We start from the raw sequence: 26,547 nt of genomic DNA, 5'->3' as shown, positions 1-26,547 counted from the left end.
TTACGAAGATATGATGACGCCCTATGAAAAGTTTGTTTCTCTGCAAGATGCCCAGCAATACTTGAAGAGCGGAGTCACCCTGAAAAGTTTGGAGGCGAAAGCGCATGTCATGACCGATAATGAAGCGGCACGAAGGCTTCAAAACGCCAGAGAGAACTTACTAACAGTCATCTATGAACGACCAGCCTGAGGCCGGAGTCATGCACTCTTCTTCAGGCTCATTTTTCAATTGGAAAATACTGGCTTTAACTGAAATAGGGATGTTCCAGTACCTCTGATGCAGAAGGGCGTTGACCGGGTGTCATACTCAAAAGGTTTGTCAGGAGGTCTTTCAGGTGGGTATTTTCAGGCTTTTGCAAAAGAGGGTTACCCAGTCCCAGTGTGACAAAACTTTTCATAACATCATATCGTTCCTGTACCGGCACCGATGGACTCATCGGATTGAATAAGCAGAGTTTCTCTCCAGTTGCTGCTTCATAGAGAAGGCTGCCCAATGACCACATTTCAGCTTGCCGGGTCGGTAAACCATCGGCGTAGGCCAGTTCTGGAGCGGTATGAAAAACATGTGCTTGAAAACTCTGGCCTCTAAAGCCATCCGGAAACATCTGCAGGGAGTTACCAAAGTCGGTCAGTTTTACCTCACCATCACCGGTAAGCAGAATATTTCCCGGATTCAGATCCATATGTAAGATAGGAGGGTGGGTCTTGGTATGCAGATGTTCCAAAGCACGGGTTAATCCAATTGCGACTTTTTTCAGCATGACAGGAGGTAAACCGCCTTTCATTTCATCTGTGACTTTGGCTCCCAGCTTTTTTTCAGGCTTCAGAACATCCTCAAGACTCTGACCAACAAATTCAAGTTCAATGCCTTCAACAAAGCCTACCTGACGACCAGTATCTACCCGGGATTCACTTCTGTATGTCCCTTTGGCCGATACAATATTCTTATGAGGGTCTTTCTCTAGTTGATTGAGGATCTCAATTTCTCTGGATCTTTTCTCATTGATGGTGGTTTTTAAAGCCCTCATGGGGCGGGTTCTGTCCGATGTATCAGGAGTGATAATGGATACTGAGCCAAAGTTACCTGCTCCATAGACTCTATTGGTAGATTTAACCCCCAGAGCGCCATGAATATTCTGATTCAATGTTTCTGAATCTGTGTACTCCGGGGTTCTCTCGTTGGGTGTGCTGAGACTTGAAGGCTCGATTTCTCTTAGAGGGTTATTCACATATGAGTGTTGGTCAGGAGTTGGCTCCAGATAACCTTCATCAGATGAATGGGTTTGGCTTACCTCATCCGGGATCTCTGCATATGGATGACTGGATAGGTTGTCTGTATTCGGTTCCAGAGTTGAATCAATCTCTGCATAGAGATTGGGATGAACGGGTCGGTCAATGTAGTGATTAGACGAGTCTGTTGGAGTAGTTCGATGCTCAAGGTGAGCATTAGAAGGTTGCCTGATAAACAGCTTGCCCAGAAAACTGTTTGCGAATCGTTCTCTCAGTGATCGTGAGGAGCGCTGGGGATGATCGTTTTCACGACTCAACCCCTCCGTTCTCTGACCTTCAGTCGTTTGAACGCTGCGGCCTGCCCGATTACCCGGAGATGCTTCTCTGGATGAAGAGGGGGATACATGAGAAATCCACCCCCTCAGGGTTCTGGTTATGGAATTATTGGAAAAATCAGGCATATCTCATGTCATGTTTACCAGATGATATTACTTAATTCATCTGGCGTTCATGTTGAAGCTTTAGTGAACCTGGATATATTCAGGACCTACACCCATGCCCCAGAAGATCACGGTAGTGATCATTATGGAGACGAGTACCACCAGACCAATGCACAATACCGAGCTGGCATAAACAAAACCCTGTTCTTTGGGGATCTGCATAAAGGTAGGCAGACCGGTATAGAGCAGCCAGGCTGAGCAGGAGGCGGCTATGGTGCCTGCCACAATGGTCAGCCATATTGATGGGTATAGGCCACAGAGTCCTGCCAGGAAGAGTGGCGCTGCGGTATAACAGCTAAAGGCAACACTTTGGGTCAGAGTCGGTTTGCTGCCAAAGGTTTCCGCCATCCATTGGATAAAGGCACCCATAATGGCAACACCTGCCAGAATCGCCAGCCAGGCAAAAAAGGCCATGGCTGCGGCGCTGGTTTCGGTCAGTTTGACCACCTGATCGCTACCTGGCAGTGACCAGCCGGTTTGTGTGGTTCCTATATAAGTGCATAGTGCTGGCACGGCTGCCAGCCAGATCACCTGACCCAGGTAAAGACGTATGATGCCGGGAGGGTGTTCCCGAATGCTGGTCCATTCCTGGTCGGGGTGAAAAAGAAGCCCCCAAAAATGACTTAATATCATGGTGCAACCTCCATTTAGGGCTGTACACCAGTAGCTGGTAATCCTTACATTGTGTTTAGCATTCAGCTACAAAACAGCGGCTAATATGTTGTTATTATTATTCACTGCGATAGGCATAGGAGTCTGTCTGGCTCCCAGGTTCTCATGATCAATGTGAACCAGGCACTTCCTGTTCTACAGGATCGCTTGATAGCCTTGATTTCAGTGTGTACATATTTATTGTATGAAGTAAAGAGATACCTGTGTGAATCAGGTATCCTTATTGATCAAAACTGCAATAAACTCATCATTTACTAGTCAGGCAAGGGCTTCGGGCTTTTCTTCTTCAGGCAAGTCTGCTGGTTTTGTGGATTGTATGACGCAAGGGCTAGTATCATTGAATGCAGTTAAGGCCAGCAGGGGGAGTACACTGGGGCTTTATATCGATTAAAAAGGGCGAAGAAATAGCCAACCTTATAGACATTCATGATTTCATGACTCGGAGACTTTGCCGTTTTCATTGAAGTATTGTGCTGAGAGTGTCGTTTTTTCAGGAGAGGCTCAGGAGTAATGCTAACACTATGATGACCAAAATAGATCGTTGTTTTCTGATGTTGCTGGCGGGGGGAGTAGCCCTGGCAAGCTGGTACAACAAGGATTTTCAGGCTGTCAAAGAACCGGTTGTGGTTGAGGTCAAGAAAGTCACTAAGGAAGTGGTCAAAGTCGAAAAGAAAGTTCAGGAAGGTGTCCCTGATTTTGCTGCCATGATGGACGTGAAGAAAAAGAAAAGAGAATTTTTTGGCTTCATGAAACAGATGGTTGAAGAAGAAAATGAGCGGTTGGCCGGTATTCGGCAGGAAATAGAAATGCTCAGAGAAAAGCCGGCCCTGCATGAGACTGAAGAAAAGTGGTTAATGGACATGGGCCGTAAGTTCAGAGTGGATGAAGAACTGCGGGTGAGTGATGAGTTCTATGATGATCTTCTGGACAGGGTAGATGAGATCCCGGTTTCACTGGCGCTTGTGCAGGCTGCCAATGAGTCTGCCTGGGGAACGTCAAGGTTTGCCATGGAAGCCAACAATTATTTTGGACAATGGTGTTTCACCAAGGGGTGTGGTGTTATCCCTGGCGCGCGTCCGGAAGGTGCGACCTATGAGGTCAGGAAGTTTGGTTCACCTGCTGAATCAGTGCGTTCCTATATGCATAATCTCAATACCAGCCATCATTATGAAGGTTTGCGGGAAATGCGATCCAAGAGGCGTTTTTCCGGTGAGCCAGTCACCGGCCCATTGCTGGCCCAGGGTCTCTATTCCTATTCAATCCGCGGGGTCGACTACGTTGAAGAGCTGATCTCTATGATCGAAAGTAATGGCCTGTTGAAGTACGATCTGGAAAAGCCCCTGACAGAGCTCAATGAGGTGAAGGATGACCAGAGCTACATTATGGCTACTGATACTTTTTATACTGCCGACGCTAACCGTCCAGGCAGCGCCCTCCAGTAAATACTGGGGGGTATGGGATAAAAGTAATGAGAAGTCCCTCAAGGCGATAGATCATTCGGTCTGGGGGCAGTTTCTTGAGCGGTATTTGAGAAACTCCCCGGATGTTGAAGGTCGGCTGGTAGCTTACGACAAAGTCACATCTGAAGATCGGAAGCGGTTAACGGCTTATATTGAAAGGCTGACTTCCATCGATCCCCGCCAATATTCCAGGGCCGTGCAAATGGCCTACTGGATCAATCTGTATAATGCCCTTACAGTTGACCTTATTCTTAAGAACTATCCGGTTAAGTCCATTACCAAGCTGGGGCCCTGGTACTCTTTTGGTCCCTGGGATGAGAGCTTGGCCAAAGTGGCCGGTGAGTCCCTCTCTCTCAATGATATTGAACACCGTATTCTCAGGCCTCTGTGGCAGGATAAGCGGATTCATTATGCTGTGAATTGCGCCAGTAAAGGTTGTCCTGACCTGGCATCAGAACCCTACACTGCAGTCAATCTTGAACGTATGTTGTCTGAAGCAGCACAGCGCTTCATCAATCAGGAGAAAGGCGTGGAGTTTGTGGATGGCAAACTGGTGTTATCAAGAGTCTATGAGTGGTACGGCGAAGACTTTGGTTCCAAAAAGGATCTGATGACGCACTTGAAGGCCCATGCCAACGACAAACTGAAGTTGCGGCTGGAAAAATACACGGGACCTGTTGATTATCGCTATGACTGGTCTCTTAACGTATATAAAGGGCGTTAAGGGCTTATCTGAAATTAACTTCCTTGTTGAAACCCTCTCTAAGCCCGTTCGGGCTGAGCCTGTCGAAGCCCAATACCACGACCCTTCGACAAGCTCAGGGTGAACGGAACCCGTGTGCAAATCAGGAAGTTATTTCGAGACAAATCCTAAGGTCCTAACAGCGATACCCCCCATCTGAGCTGCTATGTTTTAGGTTCAATAAATACACATGTCAGAGACTGTAAGCTCTGTACATGTACCTAAAGCAAATTTATTAAGGAAGCTCTGTAATGGTCGGGACTGCTAAGGCCCTTGGTGTATTGTGGCTGATCTTGATTTTGCCTGTTGCTGCACAGGCGGGTATTTATGACCTGTTAAAGCCTTTATTGACAGCTTCTCCCACTTTTCAGAATTCTCATCAACCAACTCCCAGGGCATACTCTTCAGATCTCATTGTCAAACAGAGCGAGTTGGGCTCCCTGGATGTGCCTATAGCTATTCAAGTACCTGAAAACTCTGAAGGAAGGGTTGTTACTGGCCCTTACTCACCCCCATTGATTAATATCAGTTGGGCTATGGCAGGTGAAGAAGAGTGGCAATCTTTAAGTCCAAACAGTGATATTCATGACATGTCGCTGCCCGATAAAAACTTTTTCACTGTGACTTTGCCAAAAGTGAATGCCAGAGTTGATCCTTATCTCATAGTGATCCGGATCAGGCTGATCAGCATGTTTAATACCGAGTTCAAGTTTATGGTGCTGGTGTTACCTGAGTACGATCAACCTGAAACGGTTGTTTATGATTTTGATGGGACACTGGCCCTTGGCTGTGAGGGGCAGAGCAAAACACTGGTTGAACTGGTCAGTAATAGCCTGCAGGGGAATCTTCGAAAAGACAGAGTGATCGTTTATCTGACGACCCGTCACGTTTCAGAAATAGAGTTTGTCAGAGATTGGTTGCTCAAGCACAAATTGCCTCCGGGCATCATTTTACCGGCTCCTGAGTCATTGAAAAAATCTGATGAAGACGCCCGAAAAGCCTTTAAGCTTGCCAGATTACTGCAGTTAAAAACGATCACAAATTTACAAAGCTTTTGGGGTGACTCACCCAAAGCCGATATTGAAGCAGCTATGGAAGCAGGTGTCGAAAAGGTACATCACATAGAAAATCTGGCCGAAGCTGCTACCCATACAGGGATTATCAATACACCGGCCGTCAGTCATTATCGGCTGAACCTAAGTAAACAGTTTGTTCATAAAATGCAGACCCGACAATGCGAGCTGGTACATCATTTCTATCAGAGAGAGTCAGCAGTGGTGGCGGAAGTTCAGGATGACAAACCATTGGTCTGTATGGGTATTGATGCATTAAAGAATAACAACACAAGGGTCCATCAGGTTCCTGCAGCTCACCTGTATCTGGCTGCGAAAGCCATGCAGTTTGCCATGCCCCAATAAATGACAGGATACATCAGCCGATATTTTCTCTATCACAAGGATTTGTTGACCCGGAGGGGTGATGAAGTCGGTTGGTATGGGATTCTGTTCTGAGAATGGTATGTTGAGTTCATGGATGGCTAAAAAGTGTTTCTTTTTTTTATCACTGCTTTTCTCTGTATGCCTTCTGTCTGGAAAGGCGATGGCCGCGCCGGAAAAGGAGTATTGGGCATTCTGGGATAAGAGTGATGAGAGCAATCGGCAGGAAATCGATCATTCCCAGTGGCAGCTCATTCTGGACAAATACCTGCGCTATTCAGAAAAGTACAAAATGTACGTTTTTGTCTATGGTGGTGTGAGCAAGGAAAACATGGCTCGTTTACGTGTTTACCTGAAGGGTATGTCCGATATAGATCCCCGAAAGCTGCGTAAGAAGGAACAGCTGGCTTACTGGATCAATGTGTATAACGCGCTGACGGTAGAACTCATCCTCAAGAATTATCCGGTTAAATCCATTACTCGCCTGGGGAAAGGGTGGTTCAGAACCGGTCCCTGGAAAGATAAGGTGATCGAGATTCAGGGACAGCCTGTTTCACTGAACGATATTGAACATCGCATTATTCGCCCACTCTGGGAATCACCCCGAATTCACTACGCCATTAACTGTGCCAGTATCGGATGTCCTGACCTGGCGCCAAAAATTTATAAAGCCAGTGAAATTGAGGCTCAGCTGGATGAAGCCGGTAAGCGTTTCATCAACCAGAATAAAGGGGTCAATTTCGTAGGGGGGCGCCTGGTGTTGTCCAAGATTTTCTATTGGTATGGCGGTGACTTCGGTGGCAAGGAAGGGGTAATGAAAGAGCTGTTGCTGTTTTCTGATCCTGAACTGAGAAAGCGTATCGAAGAGTATAAGGGCGGTATCAGCTACCACTATAACTGGAAGCTGAACGAGTACCGCCGCTGAAGCTGTCGCCAGGTGTCAGAGATTGACAATATTCACAATGGAAGCCTGATCAGGCTTTTCTTCTTCATCAGTTTCATCTTTGAATGTCAGGGGTACATCCACCGGGTCAAAAGCCGTATCGCCGTCTTCCATAGGTTTGCCGTCGGCTGTCAGGCTCTTGAAATCAAACAGTGAACTGTCTGCCAGATGCGAAGGTGCTACATTTCGCAGGGCTCTGAACATACTCTCCATTCTGCCAGGGAAACGCTTGTCCCATTCTGTAAACATTGCCTTGATGGCTTGTCTCTGAAGGTTTTCCTGAGAACCACAAAGGTTGCAGGGAATGATCGGGAATTCCTTGAATTCAGAGAATCGTACAATGTCCTTTTCCCGGCAGAAGGCCAGGGGACGAATGACTGTATGCTGGCCGTCATCACTCACCAGTTTTGGCGGCATGGCTTTCATTTTTCCGCCATAGAACATATTCAGGAACAGGGTTTCCAGAATATCGTCACGGTGATGCCCCAGGGCGATCTTGGTGGCTTTCAGTTCTGTAGCAGTTCTGTAGAGAATGCCACGACGCAGGCGGGAGCATAGAGCGCAGGTGGTTTTACCTTCAGGCACCTTTTCCTTAACGATGGAATAGGTGTCTTCTTCCACAATACGGTATTCCACACCCAGACTTTCCAGGTATTCAGGCAGAATATGCTCAGGGAAGCCCGGCTGCTTCTGATCCAGGTTTACCGCTATCAGATCAAAATTGACAGGGGCATAAGTCTTCAGATTCAGCAGGATATCCAGCAGGGTATAGCTGTCTTTGCCGCCAGACAGACAGACCATGATGCGGTCACCGTCTTCGATCATGTTGTATTCGGCAATGGCTCGCCCAACCTCACGTCTCAGACGTTTCTGCAGTTTGTTAAAGTGGGTCTTTTCGCTTTTTATCTGGCTCTGCATTTTTGCTCTGTCTAGTCTCTAAAAGTCCCCCCTTCTCTTATCAGGGCTTTAATTGCCTGACAGAGCCGGGTTCTTTCAGCTCAGGTAATGATGAAACGGGCAGGATCCCGAAAATTCAGCTCATTATAATCAAAGGTGTCTCGATAGGCATAAGGGATAATGACGCCGGGCACAATAGAAATACCATTTACTCTGGTAAAAGTTCCTTTATGAATGCTTTTTCTTAACAAATCAGGATGCATCGCTTCAGGGATGTCAGAGTAAACAGGGGTGGATAAACGGTCGCAATTGTGAATGGACTGTCGAAATATGGCCAAGTGTAGCTATGCTTAGCTAATGGACAGTATGCATATGGACTCAGCATCAGGTCGTTTATACACAGAATAATCGTCGACACCTATTCAGGGGATTTTCATGGCTAATTACGAGAAATTGAAAGTCTGGCTTTTATCTCGCAGAGATGAATTGAATGTTCGTCTTGGCAATATCAAGAAGGATGTTACCCGCCGAGCGAATGCCGACTGGTCAGAACAGGCGCAGGAAAGGGAAAACGATGAGGTGATTGATCAGCTGGGCAATGAAGCCCGCGCTGAGCTTAACCTGATCAATAAAGCGCTGGATCGTATGAACCATGATGACTATGGCTATTGCACCGCTTGCGGTGATGAAATAGCCGAAGCCCGCCTGGCGGCCATGCCTTATGCAGATTTGTGTATCAAGTGCGCTGAAAAGCGAGATCAAGCCAGTTGATCAGAGTCAGGGAGTCTTCAGACTCTCTGACAATGCCTGCCCCGATTCCACCGAATCAGTAATCAACGTTCTGTAACTCTCCACAAAACTTTCGACCGGACCCGGATGATGGCGGTGGTAATAGTTGTGCCACAATTTACCCATGGCAGGGATATCATCATGGGGAACCTTATGGATAGGCTTTTCTGTCCGGTAATAAATCATCCAGGCAATAGCTGTGGCGTAAGACAGATTGGTAGCCAGTTCCAGATGGGGATGAGCCAGGAACTCTCTTTGGCTGGCCAGCCCGCGAATCAGGCTCGACAGATCGGATTTCTTGGCCAGGTAATGATCCCAGATATTCCGGTGCATTCTGGGTGAGATCTGATAGATGCCCAAAGCCTGCTGGTGTTCCTGCTTCAGGTGAAATCCCAGACCTGATTCTCTGGCAGCCGTTCCCAGCAGAAGATTTTCTGCAGTGGGACTCCACATTCTGAGATGTTTCAGGGTAGGGCGAACAACATAATGGCGCAGCTCCTTTGCACAAATACCCATCGGGTTTTCCTTTGCCTTAGAGCATTATTATCGTTACACAGTTTATCGTAGCACTCGAAAAATTCTGAAGTACAGCACAATTTAACCAGATTGCTTTTTCATGACAGGTCTATGAAGAAGAGGTCGGACAGTAATAGTCTGTGCAGGTATTAGACAACGGTTAAGGAATCTGGCTGGAAAAAGAGTAGACAAAGAGGGTTTGTTGAAGGTTGGAAGAAGGGGATTATTCCCCTTCAAACTCACACAGTGAGAAAACAGGAATACCTGCATCTCGAAGTTTTTTAGAGCCACCCAGATCAGGCAAATCCATAATAGCCGCAGCTTCTAATGTTTGACCGCCCAGTTGGCTGACCAGTTGGCTGGCTGCCAGCAGAGTACCGCCGGTGGCAATCAGGTCATCGACCAGAATGACTTTGTCGCCGCTCTTGATGGTATCTGCGTGAACTTCCAGAGTCGCTGTTCCGTACTCCAACTCATACTCTTGAGCAATGGTGTCGTGAGGCAACTTGCCTTTCTTGCGGAACAGGATCAAAGGTTTGTTAAGGGCATAGGAAAGCGCAGAACCCATGAGGAAACCTCGTGCATCGAGGGCTCCGATCCGATCAAACTCTACATTCATATAACGATGAACAAGGCTGTCCATGACCGAGCGCCAGGCCTTTGGGTTCTCGAAAATGGTGGTGACATCCCGAAACTGAATACCGGGTTTTGGCCAGTCGGGTACCGTCCGGATCTGTGATTTCAGATAAGCTTCGTCAACGATCATAGGGTTGCCTTGGGTTCTTTTCATTCAAAAGACAAAAGGCCAGGTGTATGCCTGGCCTCTTTTCCTGAAACTGATTCATCGTTTCTGTGGGCTGACTGCAGTGGCAATCAGACATAGAAGATTTTATGCCGATGAAATAATCTGCTCTAAATCGACAGATTTGCCGCCAGCCAGCGAGCATAATTGAACCGGGTCGCGAATTTCAATCTCTTTGCCCACGGCGTAGATCAGCCCATTCTTCTGGAATCGGGTAAATACACGGCTAACTGTTTCTACTGCCAGGCCCAGATAGTTACCCATCTCATTTCGGGACATGGACAAGCGGAAGGATTGGGATGAGAAGCCTCTGCGACGGAATCGGCTGGCCAGATTAATCAGGAATGTGGCAATCCGCTCATCGGCATTTTTCTTCGACAACAGCATCATCATCTGCTGATCTTCACGGATCTTTTTACTCATCAGTCGCATCATGTGACGACGAAGTTCCGGAAAACGGTCTGAGAGAGTTTCCAGCTGATCAAAGGGAATCTCACAGATCATGGTGGTTTCCATGGCTTGTGCAGAGACCGGGTAGACATCGGTATCCATGCCACTGAGACCTAATATCTCGCTGGGCAGATAGAACGATGTAATCTGCTCTTCGCCTTCATTGGTGGCGGTATAGGTTTTTATAGCCCCTGAACGGACAGCAAAGACACTGGTGAAAGGGTCTCCTTCCAGAAACAGGTGCTCACCCTTCTTCAGGGGGCGGCCTCGCTTGATGATGCGATCAAGCTGGTCAATGTCCTGTAGACTCAATGCCAGAGGTAGGCAGAGGGAACTGAGACTGCAATCTCTACAGGCCACATGGCTAGGCTGTCGTACATTGGGCTTGGACGTCATTGAGTGGCCTCAAAGTCGTATTGGCGGAATCGGCGCCTATTCTATTGAAAATGTCACTAAAGTGTAAGTCTGTGCTTTCCGAGACTAAAGCGTAATTCATTCATATCTAAGGCTTTTTCGGAAATTGCTTATCGGGCTTCGATAAATTCATCCTAAAAATGCTGCAACCCTTCTCTGGCAAGCCAGCCTATCAGGGTTGTCTGACACATGCCGATAACTGTGCTGAATACATTTTCGTAAATCAGGGAGATTTACGCTATGAGCCTGCTCAGCTCAGTGACAGGGATTCTGTTTACGCCAACCGTACGAGAAGCGGAGCCCAGAACATTCGAGGAACTGGTTGGAACAGAAGGTCTGACGTTCGATGATCTGACGCCATGGGAAAAGCAAACCCTGATGGCCAGAAAGGGTGATCTTGAGCTGGATCAACTCAGGGCACTCAAGCTGGAAGAAGAAGAGTGTGTTGAGTTGGAAGAGGAGCATCGCACCCGACTCAAGAAGAGTTCTATCTGGGATGGCCGAAGAATCGCGGTCACAATAGCCAAGGGAACCGGTGTTCTGGTTGCCGGCGGTTTTGCTGCTGGTGCCGCTACGGTATCCATACCCTTTGGTGCCGGTGTGGCTGTTTGCACCGGTGTCGGGTATCTGTTTTATCTGCGTACAAACTCCAAAGAGTTGGAGCATCGCTCAAAGCAGCTGAGCGATTTTGTTGTTACTCATGAAAAACCTCAAAGAATTATACGTGAGCAGCTGGAACTCAAGGAGTCCGAACGGGCAGAAGATCTGGATAGAAGGCTCAATGATGCTCAGGAAGAGCTGGAACTGGAAAGGCAGCGTAAAGACGAACTGGCCACTCAACTGTTCCCCGGACGTCTGGATCTGGCTCTGGGAGATGAGCACTTTGAAGAGATGCAGGCTCGTATCAGGGAACTCAGGGCTGCTGAGCAACGGCAAAATGAGTTGGATCATGAGCTGATGGCACTGACTGAGCAGCACAGGAACGTCAATCTTGAACTGGTGGGAGCGCGGGAAGATGTTGACAGACTGGGTGAGGAGCTCAGGAACAGTCAAAGGCAGGATACTGACAAGGGAAGAGCGCTTCAGCAGTTAAAGGAGCAGGACTTAAGGCTGCATGAGACTCTTCAACTCTCCCAGGATAGGGTCGTTCAGCTTCAGGATGAAGCGCAGGCACTGGCTGCAAGGATAGAAGAAAAAGACATTGAGATTGAGAAGGCAACGCGACAGAAAAACCTTCAGGCCACTGATATACAGGCCTTGATACTGCAAAAGAAAGCCGTTCAGAGAGACACCGTTAATCCATTGCAAAGAAGACTCAAAGTCGCTGAGCGGATGCTTCTGGAAGGGGAAACTGTGCAGCAGGACATTCAACATCAGTTGTTTCAAGCCCAGCAGGCTGCAAGATCTCTGGAAGTGGAGGTGAAGACCGCTTCAGGTGAAGCTGATGTCAACAAGCTTCATTTGGAAAGGGCTTTAGAGAGAGTCCAATTCCTTGAGTCACAGCTGAGTATGGCTGTTCAGACAAAAGATAAAAGCCATCGACAATACCTGGTGGTTGTTGAAGAGCTCAACACCGTTCGTATGCAGCTGGAAAGAACTCAGGAGTTACAGGATGAGTTGGAAGAGCAGCTGGAAAAAGACAAGGCTACCCAAAGTGCTCAGGTAAGGGAGCTGAAATCCAGTCTGGATCAGCTGCGCAAAGAGAAAGAACAACTGGTCGGCAGCTCAGAAAAGTTAGCTTCGGAAAATCAGTTTTATCGTGAGCAGGTTAATCTGATCACTCAGGAAGAGAAGCTGGTCAGGGCACGCTGGGTGGAAGCTCATAAGTCCTCTGAGCGTTTAAAAGAAGTTGAAGTTGAGTTGAAGGCTCAGGGAGACCAACTCGAAGAAAGTCGGAGGCATTTGCAGAAAGAGGCCTCTTCCAGAGAAGTACTGAAAGCTGAGTTGAAAGGCTTGAAGCTGCAGGAAGTAAAGGTGGCAAAAGAGAAAGGTCAGCTTGAAGTGCAGGTTCAGAAGCTTCGTGAGCAAGAGAAAGTAGATCAGGATGCACTTGTCTTGCGTGAGCGTCAGCTCAGTGAAAAAGAGAATGAACTGAAACTGTTGCAAGAGAGTCATAGGCGTCTTGATGAGAGAGCCAGAACGGGTGAGCTCTCAAACCAGCAGTTGAGGGAAGAGCTGGATCTGGTGAGACAGGAAATACTGGATAGAAATAAAGAGATCCAGGAAGTTCGTAACCTTTTGCAGGAAACACAAAGTTCTCTGGATAGAGCACAACAGAAGGTGCTTGATCTGAATGAAGAACACGAAGTCATTCGCAAGCAAACCATGGAGGGAACGGTCTCCAGCGCAATGACTCATATGGATCAATTGACCAGAGAGCTGGTGGATACCAAAGAGCAGTTAAGAAAGGTTGAAGAGCAAAAGCATAAATTGGATCTTCAGTTTCAAAAGCTCAGCAGTATGAATGAAGAGTTACTGGAAGAGGCCGCACAGTTTGATCAGCGACTAGGCCGGAAGAGAAAGAACTGGCAGAAGGAAATACGACTGGCTAAGTCTGAAGCCGAACAAAGCCAATTGCTGGCTAAAAAGCTTCAGGAAGAACTGATCAGCAAGAACTCTTCTGTCGTTGAGATGACTGAGCGGCTTAAGCAAGTGGAAGAAGACTTTGGCTCGGTTTCTAAGCAGTTGAATGTCCAAAAGCAAGAAGCCAGTGAGGTATCTGTAAAGCTAGAGTCCGCAAAGATAGAGTCCGAAGAGCGCAGGTTAAAGTTGGAAGAAGTGGAAAAGTCCAGGGCTCAACTGCAATCCAGTCTGGAGTCCTTGACAGGTGAGCTGGAGGTTCTCAGGTCAAAACCGGAAGGTGTAGATAAAGAAGCTCATCAACGGGTGGTGGATGAGCTTGTAAACGCACAAAGCGAAGTTGAAAAACTGCAGGGACAATTGGATGAGTCCGAGGAACTTCTGGAAGGCCTTCAGGCTGATGTGCAGGAGTTGCAGGAACTCAAAGATAAGCTTACAGAAATTGAGGAACAGCTGACGTTTCTCAGAGAACGTCTGGATCAGGAAACTGGGAAAAGAAAAGAATTTGAGAAGCTTTCCAGAAAAGAAGCAGGAAGAAGCTCGGAGCTTGAGCGTGAGTTAAATGAAATGAAACTCAAGGTCTCGGAGTTGGAGAAAGCCGTACCAGTTGCGGGTGATGATAGCCATGATCCTGAACTTGAGGTACTCCGTGCTGAGCTGGAAAAGAAAGAGTTGGAGTTCAGGTCTCAAATGGAAACGGCGGAAGAGGCGTTTCAAAAAGATATCGGGGAGTTCGCACTGACACTGTCTCAGCTAAAGTCTGAATGGCAGGAGATGGCTGTTCTGACAGGTCAGGAGATGGCAGTACTGAAGCGTCAGGTTGTGCAACTGCATGATATGAATTATCTGTTAAAGGCCCGTGAAGTAGAGAGTCAAACAAAAGTTCTGGAAACCCAGGTCAAGCTGGTCGAAGCACTCAGAGCACTCAATGAGTTACAAAAAGGCTCTGGGCCCGATCAGGCTGATAAGTTTGCTGAGGAACTATTAGCCGCTGAAACCCGCCTGAAGGCATTAAGGCTGGAAGCCGAAGAGCTGGAGCAGACGCTCAAGACGTTAAAAAATTATCCAGTTATTCAGGCCGATACTGACCCTGAAACCGCGGAGCTGGATCAGCTTCGTAGTGAACTGTCGCTGGAGCAACAAAAGTCAGACGACTACGCCAGACAGATTAAAGAACTGAAGGTGCATTTTGCAAGACAACGCTCGGAAATGGATCCGCAGTCTTTACCTGATGACGAGTACGCAAAGGGTATTCTGGAGGTCGTTAAAAAGTATGTAGACCTGCAAAGCGATGCTGCTCGTCCGGGGTCAGGCCTTGAAACCCTTATGACCGATCCTTTGCAATACATCTATCGTTTTGACGATGAGGATTCGGATGAGAGAAATTGGGAAATTGAGCTCGCAGGAGTGGATGCCCCTGAGAGCTGGCGGCTGGCGCTGGCGGAAGAACAGCGTCGCTCAAGAACTTACTTTAAAGAGCTGATGGCTTTTCGTACCTATCTGATTGCAGAGCTTGAATGTCGTGGTTTGCAGGTGAAGGGACTGCAAGAGTATAAGGATGAGCTTGAAGCTCGGGTCGATGAATATCTGGGAAGACGGTCAGAGGCTGCAGAGAAATCTCAAGTAAGATTTCAACATAGTATGGATGAAATTGTCCTTAAGCAATACACAGAGGATGACTTCGAAAAGGAATGGGTACCCACGCCTGCCATCTCACCTATGCCTTCGGCATTGAGATACTTACCTCCTCATGATTTGGGCAGTCTACAATCCAGTGGCTACCCCAGCTTACAATCCAACGGTTTAGCGAGTTTGGAATGGGACAATAGTGATATTTATCCTTCTGCTCTAAACTCAAAGCCAACTGCACAGGTGGCCCCTTTTGTCCCTGATCTCGAACGCAGCGTGTCACCAGAGCACGGCCCTAGCCGCCCTGAAAGTAGGAACAGTCTTCCGGATCTTGTCGAGAATGCCATGCTCCGGCAGCAGAATCGTGCACTTCATGGAGTAGAGCTAGGATATCAAGATGTGATATCTGCACTGGATGAGCTGGAGGAAATTGACAAGCAACTTGAAGAGCTGGATCGATCTGGACCTGTGAGCCTTTCCTCTTCGAGTGACGGGACTGAGGCAGATAGAAGGCGGGCAAGGCTGGAAGAAAGGCAAAAAGAGTTATACGACTGGTACCGGCAGGAAGATGTCAACAAGCTGATACAGGAGTTCCGTCAGGAAACAGGCAGTACTTTAGAGGATCTTTCCGAAACTACAGGAATTGGATCTGTTCCAACAAGGCCTGTGTCCAGTCAGCATGATGTACTGGATGAACTTGTAGAGTCACCGGTACCTGTTGTTAGAAGTGAACTTACACCTGAGCCTCCAGTGGTTTCAAAAGAGACAGTCTATGACGATGAGCTGAATAAATCTGAGAGCGGTGCTTCAAAGTCGAGTGATGAGCTGAGGCCTGAAGATGGAGTACAGGGTTTTACGCAGCTGAGCCAGCTGCAACAGGGATTCTCTTTACTGCAGTCACAGCCTCTGAGCTTTCAGACTGTATTGACTGCATTAGCCAACCTGCAGGCGTTAGAGCAGCAACTCGATGAATTTGATGAAGACGATGTCCATTCTGCACAGTCTTCGTCATGGGCAAAACCGTTATTCAATGAACTGGAATCGCTTAAAAAGCAGTATCACGACTGGTTTAACGGCCCTGATGTTTTCAGAATGCTGGACACTATCCAGTCAGAGATTTTCACCAGTGATGATGCAGAGAGTCCACTGTACGGCTTGGTAGAGTCTGATAAAAAAGGCGATCTATTTAGCAGGGTTGTGAAGCTCAAAAACTCACTGCCTGCTTCCTCCCAGGTATACGAAGCAGAAGCCAGGTTAAAAGAGGAAAGAGAAAAGCCAGCACAGCTTAAGCCATTGGGGCCTGTGACTTCCCACATAGCCGAGAGAATCCAGGCACACCCTGACACTCCCTGGAAAGAATACATCAGGAAGTTCTTTGTCAGACGATTCAGGATTGAATCTATTTCAGGGAATAAACTGTCCAAAGACTGGTATCGAGAAGAAGTGCCTGGCCACAGAAGGTTGGGAGATAATCCGGCCACCATAAAAGCCAAGGTTCAAGAGAAAGTTGGGGAGATTGCTTTTGCTGAGCAGCCTGGATGGCCGGGTGCCTGCAAGCTATTCGGTAAAGGGCGGATAGTCAGACAACTGGGTGGACGAATGGGAAATGATGTCGTGATTCCCCTTATCAATCATAAAGTGGTTGATGGTTCTTCTTTTGGCGCGAATGGTGAAGAGGTATACGCAGGGGTCACAGATTGGCTGGAAGGTGAGTTGAATAGCATCGCTGATGGAGAATACCAACTCTATCTTGAATGTGTAGATGAGTTACTCACAAGAACAAGAACGGCAATGGGGGCTGGTGTTGGAAGAATGGCTGTTGGCCAGATACCTATTGAAGAGATTACTTTGAAAAAGCAGGGCAGATACCCATTCAGGTATGCCCGGCTTACCGCTCTTAGAGAAATCCTTGTTGAGGCAACCCCATTACTGCAGCAGTCTGTAGAGTTCATTGATAAAAAGGTAGGCAGTATCATTACTGTTGAAGCATCCAGTGTGGATCAGCTTCAGGAGAATGAGCAAAAAGCGATTGCAGCCCTGGGAGAGCATGAAAGAAAGGCGATGTTGCATGAAGCTGAGTCATTGTTAGCAAGATATGGAAAGCTCAATAGAAATCTGTTTCCTAAAGAAGTGCTGGATGAATTGGATGGCAAGAAGAAGAAACTGACAAAAATTGTCAAAAAGTTCGGACAGGTCTCCTAAGGCTTGCCCCTCTTAAATAACAACGTTGTTAGTCAAATCCTGTAAGTAATCCGTCATAGTCCTCCCCAAGGAATTGAATCAGTACTCCGGGGGGAAGGATTATGGCCGGAAAATCACTCAAATTATCATTGGCTTTGGTCATGCTGCTGGCAGCCGCTGTGTTGCCTGTGCCTGTGCCCGTGCTGGCTATTGATCCGGCCCTGATTGTTACCGGAGGGACGGCCCTGCTGGGAACAGGGCTTGGCACGCTCTCCTACAAGTTTGGTCAATGGCTGTTCAGCCCATACTCCGCCTCTGAAGACAAACCTGACCCGGTAGTGGTTGAGCCGGTCTCTATCTTCAATCCAGGTGAAGACGAGCCTTATGAAGTCAAAGTCAAGGTCAATGAAGGCGATGGCGGAGAATCAAAAGATGAGAACAAGTCTGATCAGAAATCGGACGAAGTTCCAGTGAGCCCTAAGCCTTCTCAAGACACTCCAAAAAAGGAAGAAGCTGCCTCGAATCAGGAGAAGGAGATCGTCATCAAAGTTGAGAAAGGCGCTGCAAGTCGTGAGTTACAGTCACTGATCGATCAGCCTCTGCCTGAAGTCGGGGAAGTGCTCTATCACCTTACACCTACTGCTCAAGCGGCTTTGAATGCAACCCGTCATCTGGAAATGGCTTCTACCCAGGCTCTGTTTAATCAATTGAGTGACCTGCGTCAGATTCTGGATTTCTACCGAACCGGCCAGGCCTTTCTTCATAATAATGCCAGTCTGGATCGAAGCACTCTGAAAGGGGGAGAGCGGACCACCACTGAGAAGCTGCAAAATTATGAGAACAGTCAGTGGCACAGTTTTGTCCAGACGTATGGTTCAAAGTCCCACTATTCATCGCTGCCGGGTTTAGAAGGAATGAACGCCAACAGTTACGGATTGAATGCCGGAGTATTCAGCCAGATCAGTGAGAACTCCATTGTCGGTTTGATGTTTGGCACCCGTAGAACCTCTGCCGGTTTCCAGCAAAAACTGGGTTCGGGCTCTGTGGAGTCGATACACTTTGGTCCGTTCTTGTCCTGGCAGAGAGATCAGTGGCAGTTTGATGGGGCTTTGACTTTTGCCACCAAGCAATACAGCAGCAAGCGTAAGGATTCTGATGGTAATCGACTGCGTGCTCATCGCTCGGGGTTTGAGTGGAATGCCTACGGTGCTCTGGGTTATGACATTGACATGAATGACTGGTTGAATGGTCTTTCGATCACTCCGATCGTTGAGTTTCTTTATCACCATTCAGAGTCAGGCAGTTTCAGAGAGAAGGGATTGTCGGATGAAGCTTTGGCTGTGCGCGGCCAGTCTTTTGATCAATGGATTCTAAGATTGGGAAGTGACTTTATATTGCTGAATGAAGTCGGAGAGAAACCCTCGGCTCTGAAACTTTCAGTAGGCTATCAACAACAAACGGTGTTGAGTGGAAAGTCGAAGTACACGGTGAATGGATTTGCACAGCAGGGGCCGTCTGAGTTTCTGGCTCAGGAGATCAACGACACGGGTCTGTATCTGAGCCTGGGTTATAACGCCAGGATGTCTGAGCGCTCCAGCTTGAGCATGAACTACACCGTGATTCGCTCCAGCCGCAGTACCAGTGATGGTTTGCAGCTGAGTTATAGTCGATCCTTCTAGAGAAGTATTCATGGTCATAGATAGTCCGTTCATCCTGAGCTTGTCGAAGGATGCTGGTAATACACTTCGACAGGCTCAGTGCGAACGGTATGCTGGACTAACCTGTACTTGGAAACAGTAATTTTTAAATCACTTTCGAGTAAAGGTTCTGCTGCTGGATCTGCTGTTTGAAGTAGTTGTCGAACTGCATACAAATGTTTCTGATCAGCATTTTACCCCTGGGTTCTACCTGAATACCCTTCTCACTCAGAGCTATCAAGCCATCATTGGCCATGGGTTCAAGAGCCTCCAGTGCATCAGCAAAGTAGTCTCTGAAACTGAGGTCGAAGCGACTTTCAATGTCTGCAAATTCCAGTTTGAAATGGCAAATCAATTCATTAATCACAGTCTGGCGAATTTCATCATCACGATTCATGGTCAAGCCACGGTAAATCGGTAGACGGCCTTCATCGATCGAATGTTGATAAGAATCCATGGTGACATGATTCTGGGCATAAACACCGCCCACTTTACTGATTGAAGAAACACCCATGGCAATCAGGTCACAGTGGCTGTGGGTGGTATAACCCTGGAAGTTTCTGTGCAGAGTGTCTGTTTCCTGGGCAATGGCCAGCTCGTCATCCGGCAGGGCAAAATGATCCATTCCAATGTAGACATAACCGCGCTCAACCAGTTTCTCCGTAGCTTGGTGTAGAATTTCCAGCTTTTCTTCCGGAGAGGGCAGATCTGCCTCGTTGATGCGTCTCTGGGGTTTGAAACGATGTGGCAGGTGAGCATAGTTAAACAATGACAACCGGTCCGGTGCCATTTCAATCACACGGTTTACGGTATTCATGAAACCGTCCACTGTCTGATGGGGCAGGCCATAGATCAGATCCATATGCACTGACTTGAAAGCCATGGTTCTGGCGGCATCCAGAACAGACTGAACCTGTTCTTCAGGTTGCACACGGTTGATGGCTTTCTGAACTTTCTCGTCCAGATCCTGAACACCAATGCTGATTCGGTTGAAACCCTCGTCCCTCAGACGGGACATCATCACCCAGTCCACTTCCCGTGGATCCAGCTCGATGGAAAAGTCGGAGTGGTTCTGGCTGCCAAAGTTGAAGACCGATCGCAGCTTATCCATCACTGCCGAAATTTGATCCGGACTCAGGAAGGTTGGCGTGCCACCTCCAAAATGAAGCTGTTCCACTCTCTGGTCTCGGCCGAACAGACTGGCCTGCATGTCTATCTCTCGAAACAGGTAGTCGAGATATTCTTCCGCTTTGGAGCGATGTTTGGTGACTATTTTGTTGCAGGCACAGTAGTAGCAGACATGGCTGCAGAAAGGGATGTGCACATAAAGCGACAGAGGTTTATTGATTGCACTGCTTCTCCAGGCGCTGGACTCATAGTGCGCGAGATCAAACCCTTCCTGAAACTGAACGGCAGTAGGGTAGGACGTGTATCTTGGGCCACTGAGGTCGTACTTCTTGATCAGACCTGTATCCCATACGGGGGCTGTACTCATGTTAACTCTCGAATCGGTTACAGGTCATATGGCTGGACTCTATTTATTGTTATCCAGGTAAACTTCAGGGTGACCCGGTTATTTTTACCGTGAAAATATTTTGTTCAGCTCAAGGCTGTTTTATTAACAGTTTAAAGACTAAAAGCGTAAATGTATTTGATGTGTGTCAATAAGTAGGTGACGCAATTTAAGGCGAATTTCTTTACGGAATGTAACTGGCAACAAGTTAACCTATGAATTATAAAGATCTGAATCGTTGCTGGGCATCAGCGATTGTCTCTATTTCTAAAGTCGAACTGTAAATCGTCTTTACAATTCAATAGTATTCATACCACTGGATATTTTAATTTTTATTAATTAATAAACTAATTGTCTGGTATTGAATCAGCCGTGTGCGTAAGAAACATTTTTCCTCATCCGGGGGGAGGTGGAAAAGTGTTCAGAGTCAAAACGTGCAGTAACGAGCTGTCTGATTGTTGTATTGAACGTCTTTATAAAGAAGTAAAAAAGTATGTCTTCAAATAATCTGTCGCTCGGGGGAGCAGCGGCTGATCAGGCTGTTGCGCAAAAGAGCAGTAAACTGTCCGCATTGGGGCCGGGTATTATGGTGGCCGCCGCTGCCATTGGTGGATCTCATATTGTGGCGTCTACCCAGGCTGGTGCACATTATGGATGGCAGCTGGTCAGTCTGATCATTCTGGTTAATCTCTTTAAATATCCATTCTTCCAGTTCGGTGCTCGTTATACCGCTGCCACCGGTGAGTCGCTGATGGCGGGCTATGGTCGAATGGGAAAAAGCTGGCTGGGTCTGTTTCTGGTGCTCAACAGTTTTGCTGCGGTTGTGAATATCGCAGCCTTGATGGGATTGACGGCTGCTTTGTTAACCTGGGTCGCTCCCGGAGTATCTTCACCGGTTCTGGTGGCAGCGATTGCCCTGATCAGTCTGGTGATTATCTTGCTGGGCCACTACACCATGGTGGATAGAGTCACCAAAGCGATTGTGGTTCTGCTGTCTGTCGTGACGGTACTGGCAACTCTGCTGGCTCTGGGACAAGGGCCTGTGGCACCGGCTGATTTTGTCAGCCCAAGTCCATGGACACTGGCCTCTATCGGTTTTCTGGTGGCTTTGATGGGCTGGATGCCTGCGCCGATTGAAGTTTCGGCGATGAATTCCGTCTGGAGTATGAGCAAGAAAAAAGAGCGCGGGCACCTGAGTGTGAAAGATGCTGTGTTTGATATGAATGTTGGCTACGTCGGTACCGCCATTCTGGCCTTGTTCTTCCTGGGGATGGGGGCCACCGTATTGCACGGCAGTGGCATAGAACCTGCCGCAAGCGGCGCAGCCTTCACCAAACAGCTGGTTTCCATGTATTCATCCACCATTGGTAACTGGAGCAGCTGGTTAATTATTACTGCAGCTATTTGCTGTATCTACAGTTCTACACTGACCTGTGTAGATGGTTATAGTCGTACGATATTCAGCGCCTGGTCAAACCTTCAGCAGCGTGATACCGATGAAACTGAAAAGCCGCTTTTGATCCTTGTGGTGACAGGCCTGGCTATGACCGTGGTATTGCTTTTCCCGGGCACAATGCTGTCCATGTTGAATTTCGCCATGATTGCTGCTTTTCTGACGACGCCGGTCTTTGGCTGGTTGAACTATCGACTGATGTCCTCCGAGCAGGTGCCTGAAGAGCATCGTCCCGGGCAGTGGCTGAATCTCTGGGCGCAAATGGGTATGGTCTTCCTGTTTGGCTTTGCCGGTTTCTTTATCTGGTGGCAGTGGTTGATGTGAATGCATCGGCTTTATAAGCAGGAGTGATATCTCCTTTGGGGGATATCACTTTTCAAATAAGCGTTTGAATCCCGCCTGAAGATCCGTCAGACTCGCAGTTACCTCCTGACAAGAATAAAAGCGACTCTGACATGACTGAACAATTTGATCGGCACGATCATCTGTCTCAGGCAGAGACTCATGAAGTCTTTAATCAGCCTGCACCTCTTGATCCCTTCAATACTTACACCAGTGATCGGGTATTACAGTACTGGACGAAAGCCTGCGGTGGTGATTCAGCGGAAGAAATGCTGGTGGCTTTTGGTCGCAGATGTGGTGGTGATCTCGTGGAAGCGGGCTTTCTGGCTAATGAAAACAAGCCGGAATTTCAAACCCATGACCGTTTTGGCAATAGGTCCGATCGGGTCAAGTTTCATCCTTCCTATCACCAGCTGATGCAAACAGCCATTGAGGCCGGCATGCACTCTCTGCCATGGAAGCAGCCGGGTGAGGGCGCTCAAGTCACCAGAGCTGCGATGGAATACCAGTATTTTCAGGCGGATGCCGGATCAGGGTGCCCTCTGACCATGACGTTTGCTGCTGTCCCTGCTTTAAAACACGCTCCAGAGTTGTCTAAAGAGTGGCTGCCCCGAATCCTTTCCCATGAATACGACGAACGCAATATACCTTACTTCGAAAAGAAGGGCGTAACCATTGGTATGGCGATGACCGAGAAGCAGGGGGGCTCTGATGTTCGTGCCAATACTACCCGAGCTTACCCCTTGGCCGACGGGGGAAATGGTAAAGAGTATCGCATAGTGGGTCATAAATGGTTTTGTTCCGCACCCATGTGTGATGCTTTCCTGGTGCTGGCACAAACAGACAGTGGCCTGTCGTGTTTTCTGTTACCCCGCTGGCGCTCGGATGGCAGCAAGAATCAGTTTTATATTCAGCGGTTGAAGAACAAGCTGGGTAATGTCTCCAATGCATCTTCAGAAGTAGAGTTTCGCGGTGCACAAGCCTGGATGGTGGGCGACGAAGGGCGTGGCGTCAGAACCATCATTGAAATGGTGTCCATGACCCGCTTTGACTGTATGGTGGGGTCTTCTGCATTGATGAGAGCGGCTATCGCTCAGGCTATTCATCACACATCAGGGCGTTCTGTCTTTGGCAAAAATCTTCATGATCAGGCGTTAATGCAAAATGTGCTGGCTGACCTGGCTATTGAGTCGGAAGCTGCTTTGGCTATGAGTATGAGAGTAGGGTATGCACTGGATCATCTGGAGGATGAGCAACAGGCGTTGTTTGCCAGAATAACAACCGCTGTGGGCAAATACTGGATTTGTAAACGAGCTCCAATGCTGATTGTTGAGGCAATGGAATGCATTGGTGGTGTTGGCTATGTTGAAGACAATATCCTGCCGAGGTTGTATCGGGAAGCCCCTGTGAATGCCATCTGGGAAGGGTCGGGTAATGTTCAGTGTCTGGATGTGCTGAGAGCTATCAATAAAGAGCCTGCTGTATTGAATGCTTTTATGAATGAGCTTGAGAAAGCCACGGGGCATTATCAAGCATACGATGAGTTTGTCGCTGATCTCAGAGCTGAACTTGAGAATCATGAGAACATTGAGTACCGGTGTCGTAGAGTCGTAGAGAAGATGGCCCTTGCTCTGCAGGCTTGTGTACTGGTATGTGACGGAGAGCCCGATATTGCTGAAGCATTTGTTCTGTCGCGTATCGAAGGACAGGAGGGCTATCAGTTCGGTACTTTGCCAGAGGGTATAGACTGCCTGAAAATTCTGAAACGATCTCAGCCAGTAACCTGAAATAAAGGAGGGGGAAACCCCTCTCTTATTTCTTTCTTATTTCTGTGACGGTCTCGCCACCTATTCCCCAATTATCTGTGTTTATTTCGTCAATCACCACCACCGTGGTGGCAGGGTTTTTATCCATGACGTCGACCAGAAGCTGTGTCACCCCACAAATAAGCGCTTTTTTCTTTTCGGGGGTGACCTGTTCATTGGTGATTTTGATATTCACGTAAGGCATGTTGGTTCCTCGTTTGTTTTCTATTGAACATGTTTGAAGGGTTAAGAAGTCCTGAGCTGATCACGGTGCCAGTGCTGACCAGTAACAGTCCGAACACCAGAATGAGGGTCACAGGTTCAGAGAAGATGAAGATGGAGGCCGTTCCCGCCATAACTGGCACCAGTCCCATCATGGCGCCCATATTGGCAGCCCCAATTTTTTCTACCGCTTTTACAAACAGCAGCATTTGCACAATGCTGGCCAAAACACCCTGATAAAAACCCTGAAGTAATAATTGTGGCCATAGTGAAGACCCGGCAACTGCGAATTCTCTACTTGTCAGTGTGAACAGATGGTAGGGCAGATAAAACATACAGGTGAAAAATGACAGGCTGACGGTGGCCTGCCAGGCACTAATATTCCACCGTCGTAGAAGTACTGAAAACACTGACCAGCAGAAAGCGGCTGCAGCAATCCAGAGATAACCTTCCAGATTTGCAGTGGTGATGGTTTCAGATTGCAGAAGAAGTAGAGCCATTCCTGTTGAAATGACCAGTAGTCCAATAGTTCGGGCTGTGTTGCATACTTCTTTATTGATGACAACTGCAAGGAATGTCATCAGAAGTGGCAGTAAGCCGGGTAGAAGGATGGCGGCATGGGAGCCGGGAACGAGCTCGAAACCCTTGTAGACTGTCAGCGAATAGGCAAGCCCGCCCGTTAACGACAGGGCAACCAGCTTCTGGTTAAAAAGATTGAAGCGATATCTGAACCAGAGGGGCGCAAGAATAAGACTGCTGACCAGGTAGCGAAGGGCCACTATGTCACCGGATTGCAGGTCGCTGATGCCTCCCATCCTGGAAACCAGAATAAAACCCGTCCAGATAAAGACAGCGGCGATGGCAAAGCTGTAACCCTTCCAGTCTGACAAGGTATGGCTCCTGAAAATGCACTTTTACTGTGAGAGTTCCTTGACTATAGGGAGGTTGATCATTCTTTAAAATTGAAAAATAATGCATGATATATTCACTATTAATGAATGATTTGTTCATGGATATTTCTGACTTGGTGGTATTCGTTGCTGTGGTGGAAGAGGGGGGGATCACGCCAGCTGCGACACGTCTAAATCGTGTTCCCTCAAATGTCACTGCCAGAATCAAGAAGCTGGAGCAGCTGCTGAGCAGGGATCTTTTTATTCGTGAAAAAAATCGGCTCAGGGTTTCCGGGGCGGGAGAGCTGCTGCTGGGGCATGCCAAAGACCTGATCAAAATGAGAGAGAAGGTTCTGGAGGACATGCAGCTTGATGTGCCAGCAGGCCTTTTAAAGCTGGGTGCGATTGAAATGGCTGCAGCCACTCATCTTGTGGAGCCTATGGTCCATTTTAATAATCAATATCCCGATGTTGAACTGAAGCTGGAGACTGCGGCCACTGGCTTGCTGGTTGATAGAGTGTTGAGAGGTGAGCTGGACCTGGCTCTGGCTTCCGATCCTGTTGAAGATCCAGGGCTGGAAGTCATGCCCATCTTTCAAGAGACTATGACTTTGGTTTCAGAGGCTCAGCATAAACCGATTAAAACAGCGGCTGATTTGGGCGAGTCTCCCAGTATCATCGCATTCAGTCCGTACTGTTCTTATCGAAAAAGGCTGGATAGCTGGCTGGAATCGGGTAGCCGGTTGGCCAGAGCAGTAGAGATCCCCTCTTATCATGCGTTGCTGGGGTGCGTGGCTGCAGGTATGGGGGTTGGGATGGTGCCTCAAGCTATAGTCGATATATTTCCTTTTCAAAGTTCTGTTAAAACGCACCCATTACCCGCACGCTGGGCGCACTCCAGAACCTGTCTTATCAGTATTTTCCAATCCTGAAATGAGCCTGAAGGCAGGTACTACTACCTAACCCTCGGCTTGTCGCTCATGAACTAATTGAAACAGGATTTCTCTGGCTTGTTGCAGCTTTCTGGCCGCTTCATTATCGGTCATGGCTTCCGCTTTGTCCTTTAGTGCATCGTGAAAACCCACGTCCTATGGACGTGGTCATGAATGGTTGGCTTCGCCTGCCATGAACTACCCATGCTACTCCTTATCTCTGAGTTGTCCCCACAACTACTAGAGATAGGAAGTAACATGAGTAGATTTGAAAAGTTAACGCATGTCATTTGGCATTGCCAATATCATATAGTTTGGGTGCCAAAATACAGGTTTCGAGTCCTGACCGGGGCAGTGAAAGCCGAGGTTTATAACAGCATTCAGGTCTTTTGTAGTCAGCTTGGATGTACGGTAGTGGAACTGAATATCCAGAATGACCATGTGCATTTACT

At 47.9% G+C, this 26,547-nt stretch carries 23 protein-coding genes; 12 read left to right on the top strand and 11 right to left on the bottom strand.

The features are described 5' to 3' along the window. The coding region (locus WG89_RS31055; RefSeq protein ID WP_216638421.1) for a hypothetical protein at positions 1 to 190 on the top strand (190 nt) is incomplete at its 5' end. Between the two features lie 55 nt (positions 191 to 245). Here WG89_RS31055 and WG89_RS02550 read toward each other — a convergent pair. Together WG89_RS02550 and WG89_RS02545 are read right to left on the bottom strand one after the other, a co-directional pair. Further along, the gene (locus WG89_RS02550) at positions 246 to 1,691 is read right to left on the bottom strand and encodes a protein kinase domain-containing protein (protein WP_062260813.1); all 1,446 of its coding nucleotides are present in this window, start codon (positions 1,689 to 1,691) and stop codon (positions 246 to 248) included. A gap of 60 nt (positions 1,692 to 1,751) precedes the next feature. Continuing rightward, positions 1,752 to 2,363 (bottom strand): Yip1 family protein, encoded by a 612-nt coding sequence (locus WG89_RS02545; RefSeq protein ID WP_153301384.1) that lies wholly within the window; start codon positions 2,361 to 2,363, stop codon positions 1,752 to 1,754. Positions 2,364 to 2,923: 560 nt separating this feature from the next. Here WG89_RS02545 and WG89_RS02540 point away from each other — a divergent pair. The 4 genes from WG89_RS02540 to WG89_RS02525 all read left to right on the top strand — a co-directional run bounded on the left by WG89_RS02540 (position 2,924) and on the right by WG89_RS02525 (position 6,965). Further along, complete coding sequence (locus WG89_RS02540; RefSeq protein ID WP_062260811.1) at positions 2,924 to 3,844, top strand: glucosaminidase domain-containing protein; 921 nt, start codon at positions 2,924 to 2,926, stop codon at positions 3,842 to 3,844. After that, positions 3,768 to 4,586: a DUF547 domain-containing protein gene (locus WG89_RS02535; RefSeq protein ID WP_062260809.1), complete on the top strand. Its 819-nt coding sequence runs from the start codon at positions 3,768 to 3,770 to the stop codon at positions 4,584 to 4,586. The genes WG89_RS02540 and WG89_RS02535 overlap by 77 nt, the downstream gene beginning before the upstream one ends. Before the next feature lie 269 nt (positions 4,587 to 4,855). Beyond that, positions 4,856 to 6,022 carry an LNS2 domain-containing protein gene (locus WG89_RS02530; protein ID WP_062260806.1) on the top strand — a complete coding sequence of 389 codons (1,167 nt, stop codon included), beginning with the start codon at positions 4,856 to 4,858 and terminating at the stop codon, positions 6,020 to 6,022. 181 nt (positions 6,023 to 6,203) lie between these two features. Beyond that, the gene (locus WG89_RS02525) at positions 6,204 to 6,965 is read left to right on the top strand and encodes a DUF547 domain-containing protein (RefSeq protein ID WP_245662859.1); all 762 of its coding nucleotides are present in this window, start codon (positions 6,204 to 6,206) and stop codon (positions 6,963 to 6,965) included. A 15-nt stretch (positions 6,966 to 6,980) separates the two neighbouring features. Here the strand turns inward: WG89_RS02525 and ttcA are convergent, their stop codons facing one another. Together ttcA and WG89_RS30125 are read right to left on the bottom strand one after the other, a co-directional pair. Then, complete coding sequence (gene ttcA, locus WG89_RS02520) at positions 6,981 to 7,901, bottom strand: tRNA 2-thiocytidine(32) synthetase TtcA (protein ID WP_062260805.1); 921 nt, start codon at positions 7,899 to 7,901, stop codon at positions 6,981 to 6,983. An 80-nt stretch (positions 7,902 to 7,981) separates the two neighbouring features. Next, positions 7,982 to 8,218, bottom strand: coding sequence for a hypothetical protein (locus WG89_RS30125; protein WP_153301383.1), 237 nt, complete (start codon positions 8,216 to 8,218; stop codon positions 7,982 to 7,984). A gap of 97 nt (positions 8,219 to 8,315) precedes the next feature. Here WG89_RS30125 and WG89_RS02515 point away from each other — a divergent pair, with 97 nt between their 5' ends. Next, positions 8,316 to 8,651 carry a TraR/DksA family transcriptional regulator gene (locus tag WG89_RS02515; RefSeq protein ID WP_062260803.1) on the top strand — a complete coding sequence of 112 codons (336 nt, stop codon included), beginning with the start codon at positions 8,316 to 8,318 and terminating at the stop codon, positions 8,649 to 8,651. A gap of 6 nt (positions 8,652 to 8,657) precedes the next feature. Here the strand turns inward: WG89_RS02515 and WG89_RS02510 are convergent, their stop codons facing one another. From WG89_RS02510 to fnr, 3 genes are all read right to left on the bottom strand, one after another. Further along, complete coding sequence (locus WG89_RS02510; RefSeq protein ID WP_062260801.1) at positions 8,658 to 9,185, bottom strand: hypothetical protein; 528 nt, start codon at positions 9,183 to 9,185, stop codon at positions 8,658 to 8,660. Between the two features lie 223 nt (positions 9,186 to 9,408). Continuing rightward, on the bottom strand, positions 9,409 to 9,975 hold the full coding sequence (locus tag WG89_RS02505; RefSeq protein WP_342669243.1) for an adenine phosphoribosyltransferase: 567 nt from the start codon (positions 9,973 to 9,975) through the stop codon (positions 9,409 to 9,411). A 99-nt stretch (positions 9,976 to 10,074) separates the two neighbouring features. Further along, positions 10,075 to 10,833, bottom strand: coding sequence for a fumarate/nitrate reduction transcriptional regulator Fnr (gene fnr, locus WG89_RS02500; RefSeq protein WP_062260799.1), 759 nt, complete (start codon positions 10,831 to 10,833; stop codon positions 10,075 to 10,077). A gap of 258 nt (positions 10,834 to 11,091) precedes the next feature. Between fnr and WG89_RS02495 the strand changes: the two genes are divergently transcribed. Both WG89_RS02495 and WG89_RS02490 read left to right on the top strand, forming a co-directional pair. Continuing rightward, entirely contained in the window at positions 11,092 to 17,262 is a 6,171-nt protein-coding gene (locus tag WG89_RS02495) for a hypothetical protein (protein WP_062260797.1), read from the top strand. 101 nt (positions 17,263 to 17,363) lie between these two features. Next, positions 17,364 to 18,920, top strand: coding sequence for an autotransporter outer membrane beta-barrel domain-containing protein (locus WG89_RS02490; RefSeq protein ID WP_062260795.1), 1,557 nt, complete (start codon positions 17,364 to 17,366; stop codon positions 18,918 to 18,920). A 124-nt stretch (positions 18,921 to 19,044) separates the two neighbouring features. Here the strand turns inward: WG89_RS02490 and hemN are convergent, their stop codons facing one another. Continuing rightward, entirely contained in the window at positions 19,045 to 20,433 is a 1,389-nt protein-coding gene (hemN, locus tag WG89_RS02485) for an oxygen-independent coproporphyrinogen III oxidase (RefSeq protein WP_062260793.1), read from the bottom strand. A 511-nt stretch (positions 20,434 to 20,944) separates the two neighbouring features. On the opposite strand from hemN, the gene WG89_RS02480 reads away from it, so the two are divergent. After that, positions 20,945 to 22,228 (top strand): NRAMP family divalent metal transporter, encoded by a 1,284-nt coding sequence (locus WG89_RS02480; RefSeq protein WP_062260790.1) that lies wholly within the window; start codon positions 20,945 to 20,947, stop codon positions 22,226 to 22,228. Positions 22,229 to 22,359: 131 nt separating this feature from the next. Further along, on the top strand, positions 22,360 to 24,033 hold the full coding sequence (locus WG89_RS02475) for an acyl-CoA dehydrogenase family protein (RefSeq protein WP_062260789.1): 1,674 nt from the start codon (positions 22,360 to 22,362) through the stop codon (positions 24,031 to 24,033). 25 nt (positions 24,034 to 24,058) lie between these two features. Here the strand turns inward: WG89_RS02475 and WG89_RS02470 are convergent, their stop codons facing one another. Together WG89_RS02470 and WG89_RS02465 are read right to left on the bottom strand one after the other, a co-directional pair. Continuing rightward, complete coding sequence (locus WG89_RS02470; protein ID WP_062260787.1) at positions 24,059 to 24,256, bottom strand: 2-hydroxymuconate tautomerase family protein; 198 nt, start codon at positions 24,254 to 24,256, stop codon at positions 24,059 to 24,061. Next, entirely contained in the window at positions 24,225 to 25,163 is a 939-nt protein-coding gene (locus tag WG89_RS02465) for a DMT family transporter (protein WP_062260785.1), read from the bottom strand. The genes WG89_RS02470 and WG89_RS02465 overlap by 32 nt, the downstream gene beginning before the upstream one ends. Before the next feature lie 119 nt (positions 25,164 to 25,282). Between WG89_RS02465 and WG89_RS02460 the strand changes: the two genes are divergently transcribed. Continuing rightward, complete coding sequence (locus WG89_RS02460; protein ID WP_172806683.1) at positions 25,283 to 26,095, top strand: LysR family transcriptional regulator; 813 nt, start codon at positions 25,283 to 25,285, stop codon at positions 26,093 to 26,095. A 27-nt stretch (positions 26,096 to 26,122) separates the two neighbouring features. Here the strand turns inward: WG89_RS02460 and WG89_RS32665 are convergent, their stop codons facing one another. Then, positions 26,123 to 26,248 (bottom strand): hypothetical protein, encoded by a 126-nt coding sequence (locus WG89_RS32665; protein WP_281177669.1) that lies wholly within the window; start codon positions 26,246 to 26,248, stop codon positions 26,123 to 26,125. A 105-nt stretch (positions 26,249 to 26,353) separates the two neighbouring features. Between WG89_RS32665 and tnpA the strand changes: the two genes are divergently transcribed. Further along, positions 26,354 to 26,547 (top strand): IS200/IS605 family transposase (tnpA, locus tag WG89_RS29170; protein ID WP_153301382.1); only part of this gene is annotated, 194 nt, incomplete at its 3' end.

The sequence above is a fragment of the Endozoicomonas arenosclerae genome, assembly GCF_001562015.1.
GTDB classification, from domain to species: domain Bacteria; phylum Pseudomonadota; class Gammaproteobacteria; order Pseudomonadales; family Endozoicomonadaceae; genus Endozoicomonas_A; species Endozoicomonas_A arenosclerae.
The sequence above is the reverse complement of the archived record's forward strand: the minus strand, read 5'-3'. Positions and strand labels throughout refer to the sequence as shown.

What these genes read in the sequence shown, in the direction of transcription:
- WG89_RS02550 (WP_062260813.1), bottom strand. Translation starts at nt 1,691, where the DNA reads ATGCCTGATTTTTCCAATAATTCCATAACCAGAACCCTGAGGGGGTGG.
- WG89_RS02545 (WP_153301384.1), bottom strand. Translation starts at nt 2,363, where the DNA reads ATGATATTAAGTCATTTTTGGGGGCTTCTTTTTCACCCCGACCAGGAA.
- WG89_RS02540 (WP_062260811.1), top strand. Translation starts at nt 2,924, where the DNA reads ATGATGACCAAAATAGATCGTTGTTTTCTGATGTTGCTGGCGGGGGGA.
- WG89_RS02535 (WP_062260809.1), top strand. Translation starts at nt 3,768, where the DNA reads ATGACCAGAGCTACATTATGGCTACTGATACTTTTTATACTGCCGACG.
- WG89_RS02530 (WP_062260806.1), top strand. Translation starts at nt 4,856, where the DNA reads ATGGTCGGGACTGCTAAGGCCCTTGGTGTATTGTGGCTGATCTTGATT.
- WG89_RS02525 (WP_245662859.1), top strand. Translation starts at nt 6,204, where the DNA reads ATGGCCGCGCCGGAAAAGGAGTATTGGGCATTCTGGGATAAGAGTGAT.
- ttcA (WP_062260805.1), bottom strand. Translation starts at nt 7,901, where the DNA reads ATGCAGAGCCAGATAAAAAGCGAAAAGACCCACTTTAACAAACTGCAG.
- WG89_RS02515 (WP_062260803.1), top strand. Translation starts at nt 8,316, where the DNA reads ATGGCTAATTACGAGAAATTGAAAGTCTGGCTTTTATCTCGCAGAGAT.
- WG89_RS02510 (WP_062260801.1), bottom strand. Translation starts at nt 9,185, where the DNA reads ATGGGTATTTGTGCAAAGGAGCTGCGCCATTATGTTGTTCGCCCTACC.
- WG89_RS02505 (WP_342669243.1), bottom strand. Translation starts at nt 9,975, where the DNA reads ATGAAAAGAACCCAAGGCAACCCTATGATCGTTGACGAAGCTTATCTG.
- fnr (WP_062260799.1), bottom strand. Translation starts at nt 10,833, where the DNA reads ATGACGTCCAAGCCCAATGTACGACAGCCTAGCCATGTGGCCTGTAGA.
- WG89_RS02495 (WP_062260797.1), top strand. Translation starts at nt 11,092, where the DNA reads ATGAGCCTGCTCAGCTCAGTGACAGGGATTCTGTTTACGCCAACCGTA.
- WG89_RS02490 (WP_062260795.1), top strand. Translation starts at nt 17,364, where the DNA reads ATGGCCGGAAAATCACTCAAATTATCATTGGCTTTGGTCATGCTGCTG.
- hemN (WP_062260793.1), bottom strand. Translation starts at nt 20,433, where the DNA reads ATGAGTACAGCCCCCGTATGGGATACAGGTCTGATCAAGAAGTACGAC.
- WG89_RS02480 (WP_062260790.1), top strand. Translation starts at nt 20,945, where the DNA reads ATGTCTTCAAATAATCTGTCGCTCGGGGGAGCAGCGGCTGATCAGGCT.
- WG89_RS02475 (WP_062260789.1), top strand. Translation starts at nt 22,360, where the DNA reads ATGACTGAACAATTTGATCGGCACGATCATCTGTCTCAGGCAGAGACT.
- WG89_RS02470 (WP_062260787.1), bottom strand. Translation starts at nt 24,256, where the DNA reads ATGCCTTACGTGAATATCAAAATCACCAATGAACAGGTCACCCCCGAA.
- WG89_RS02460 (WP_172806683.1), top strand. Translation starts at nt 25,283, where the DNA reads ATGGATATTTCTGACTTGGTGGTATTCGTTGCTGTGGTGGAAGAGGGG.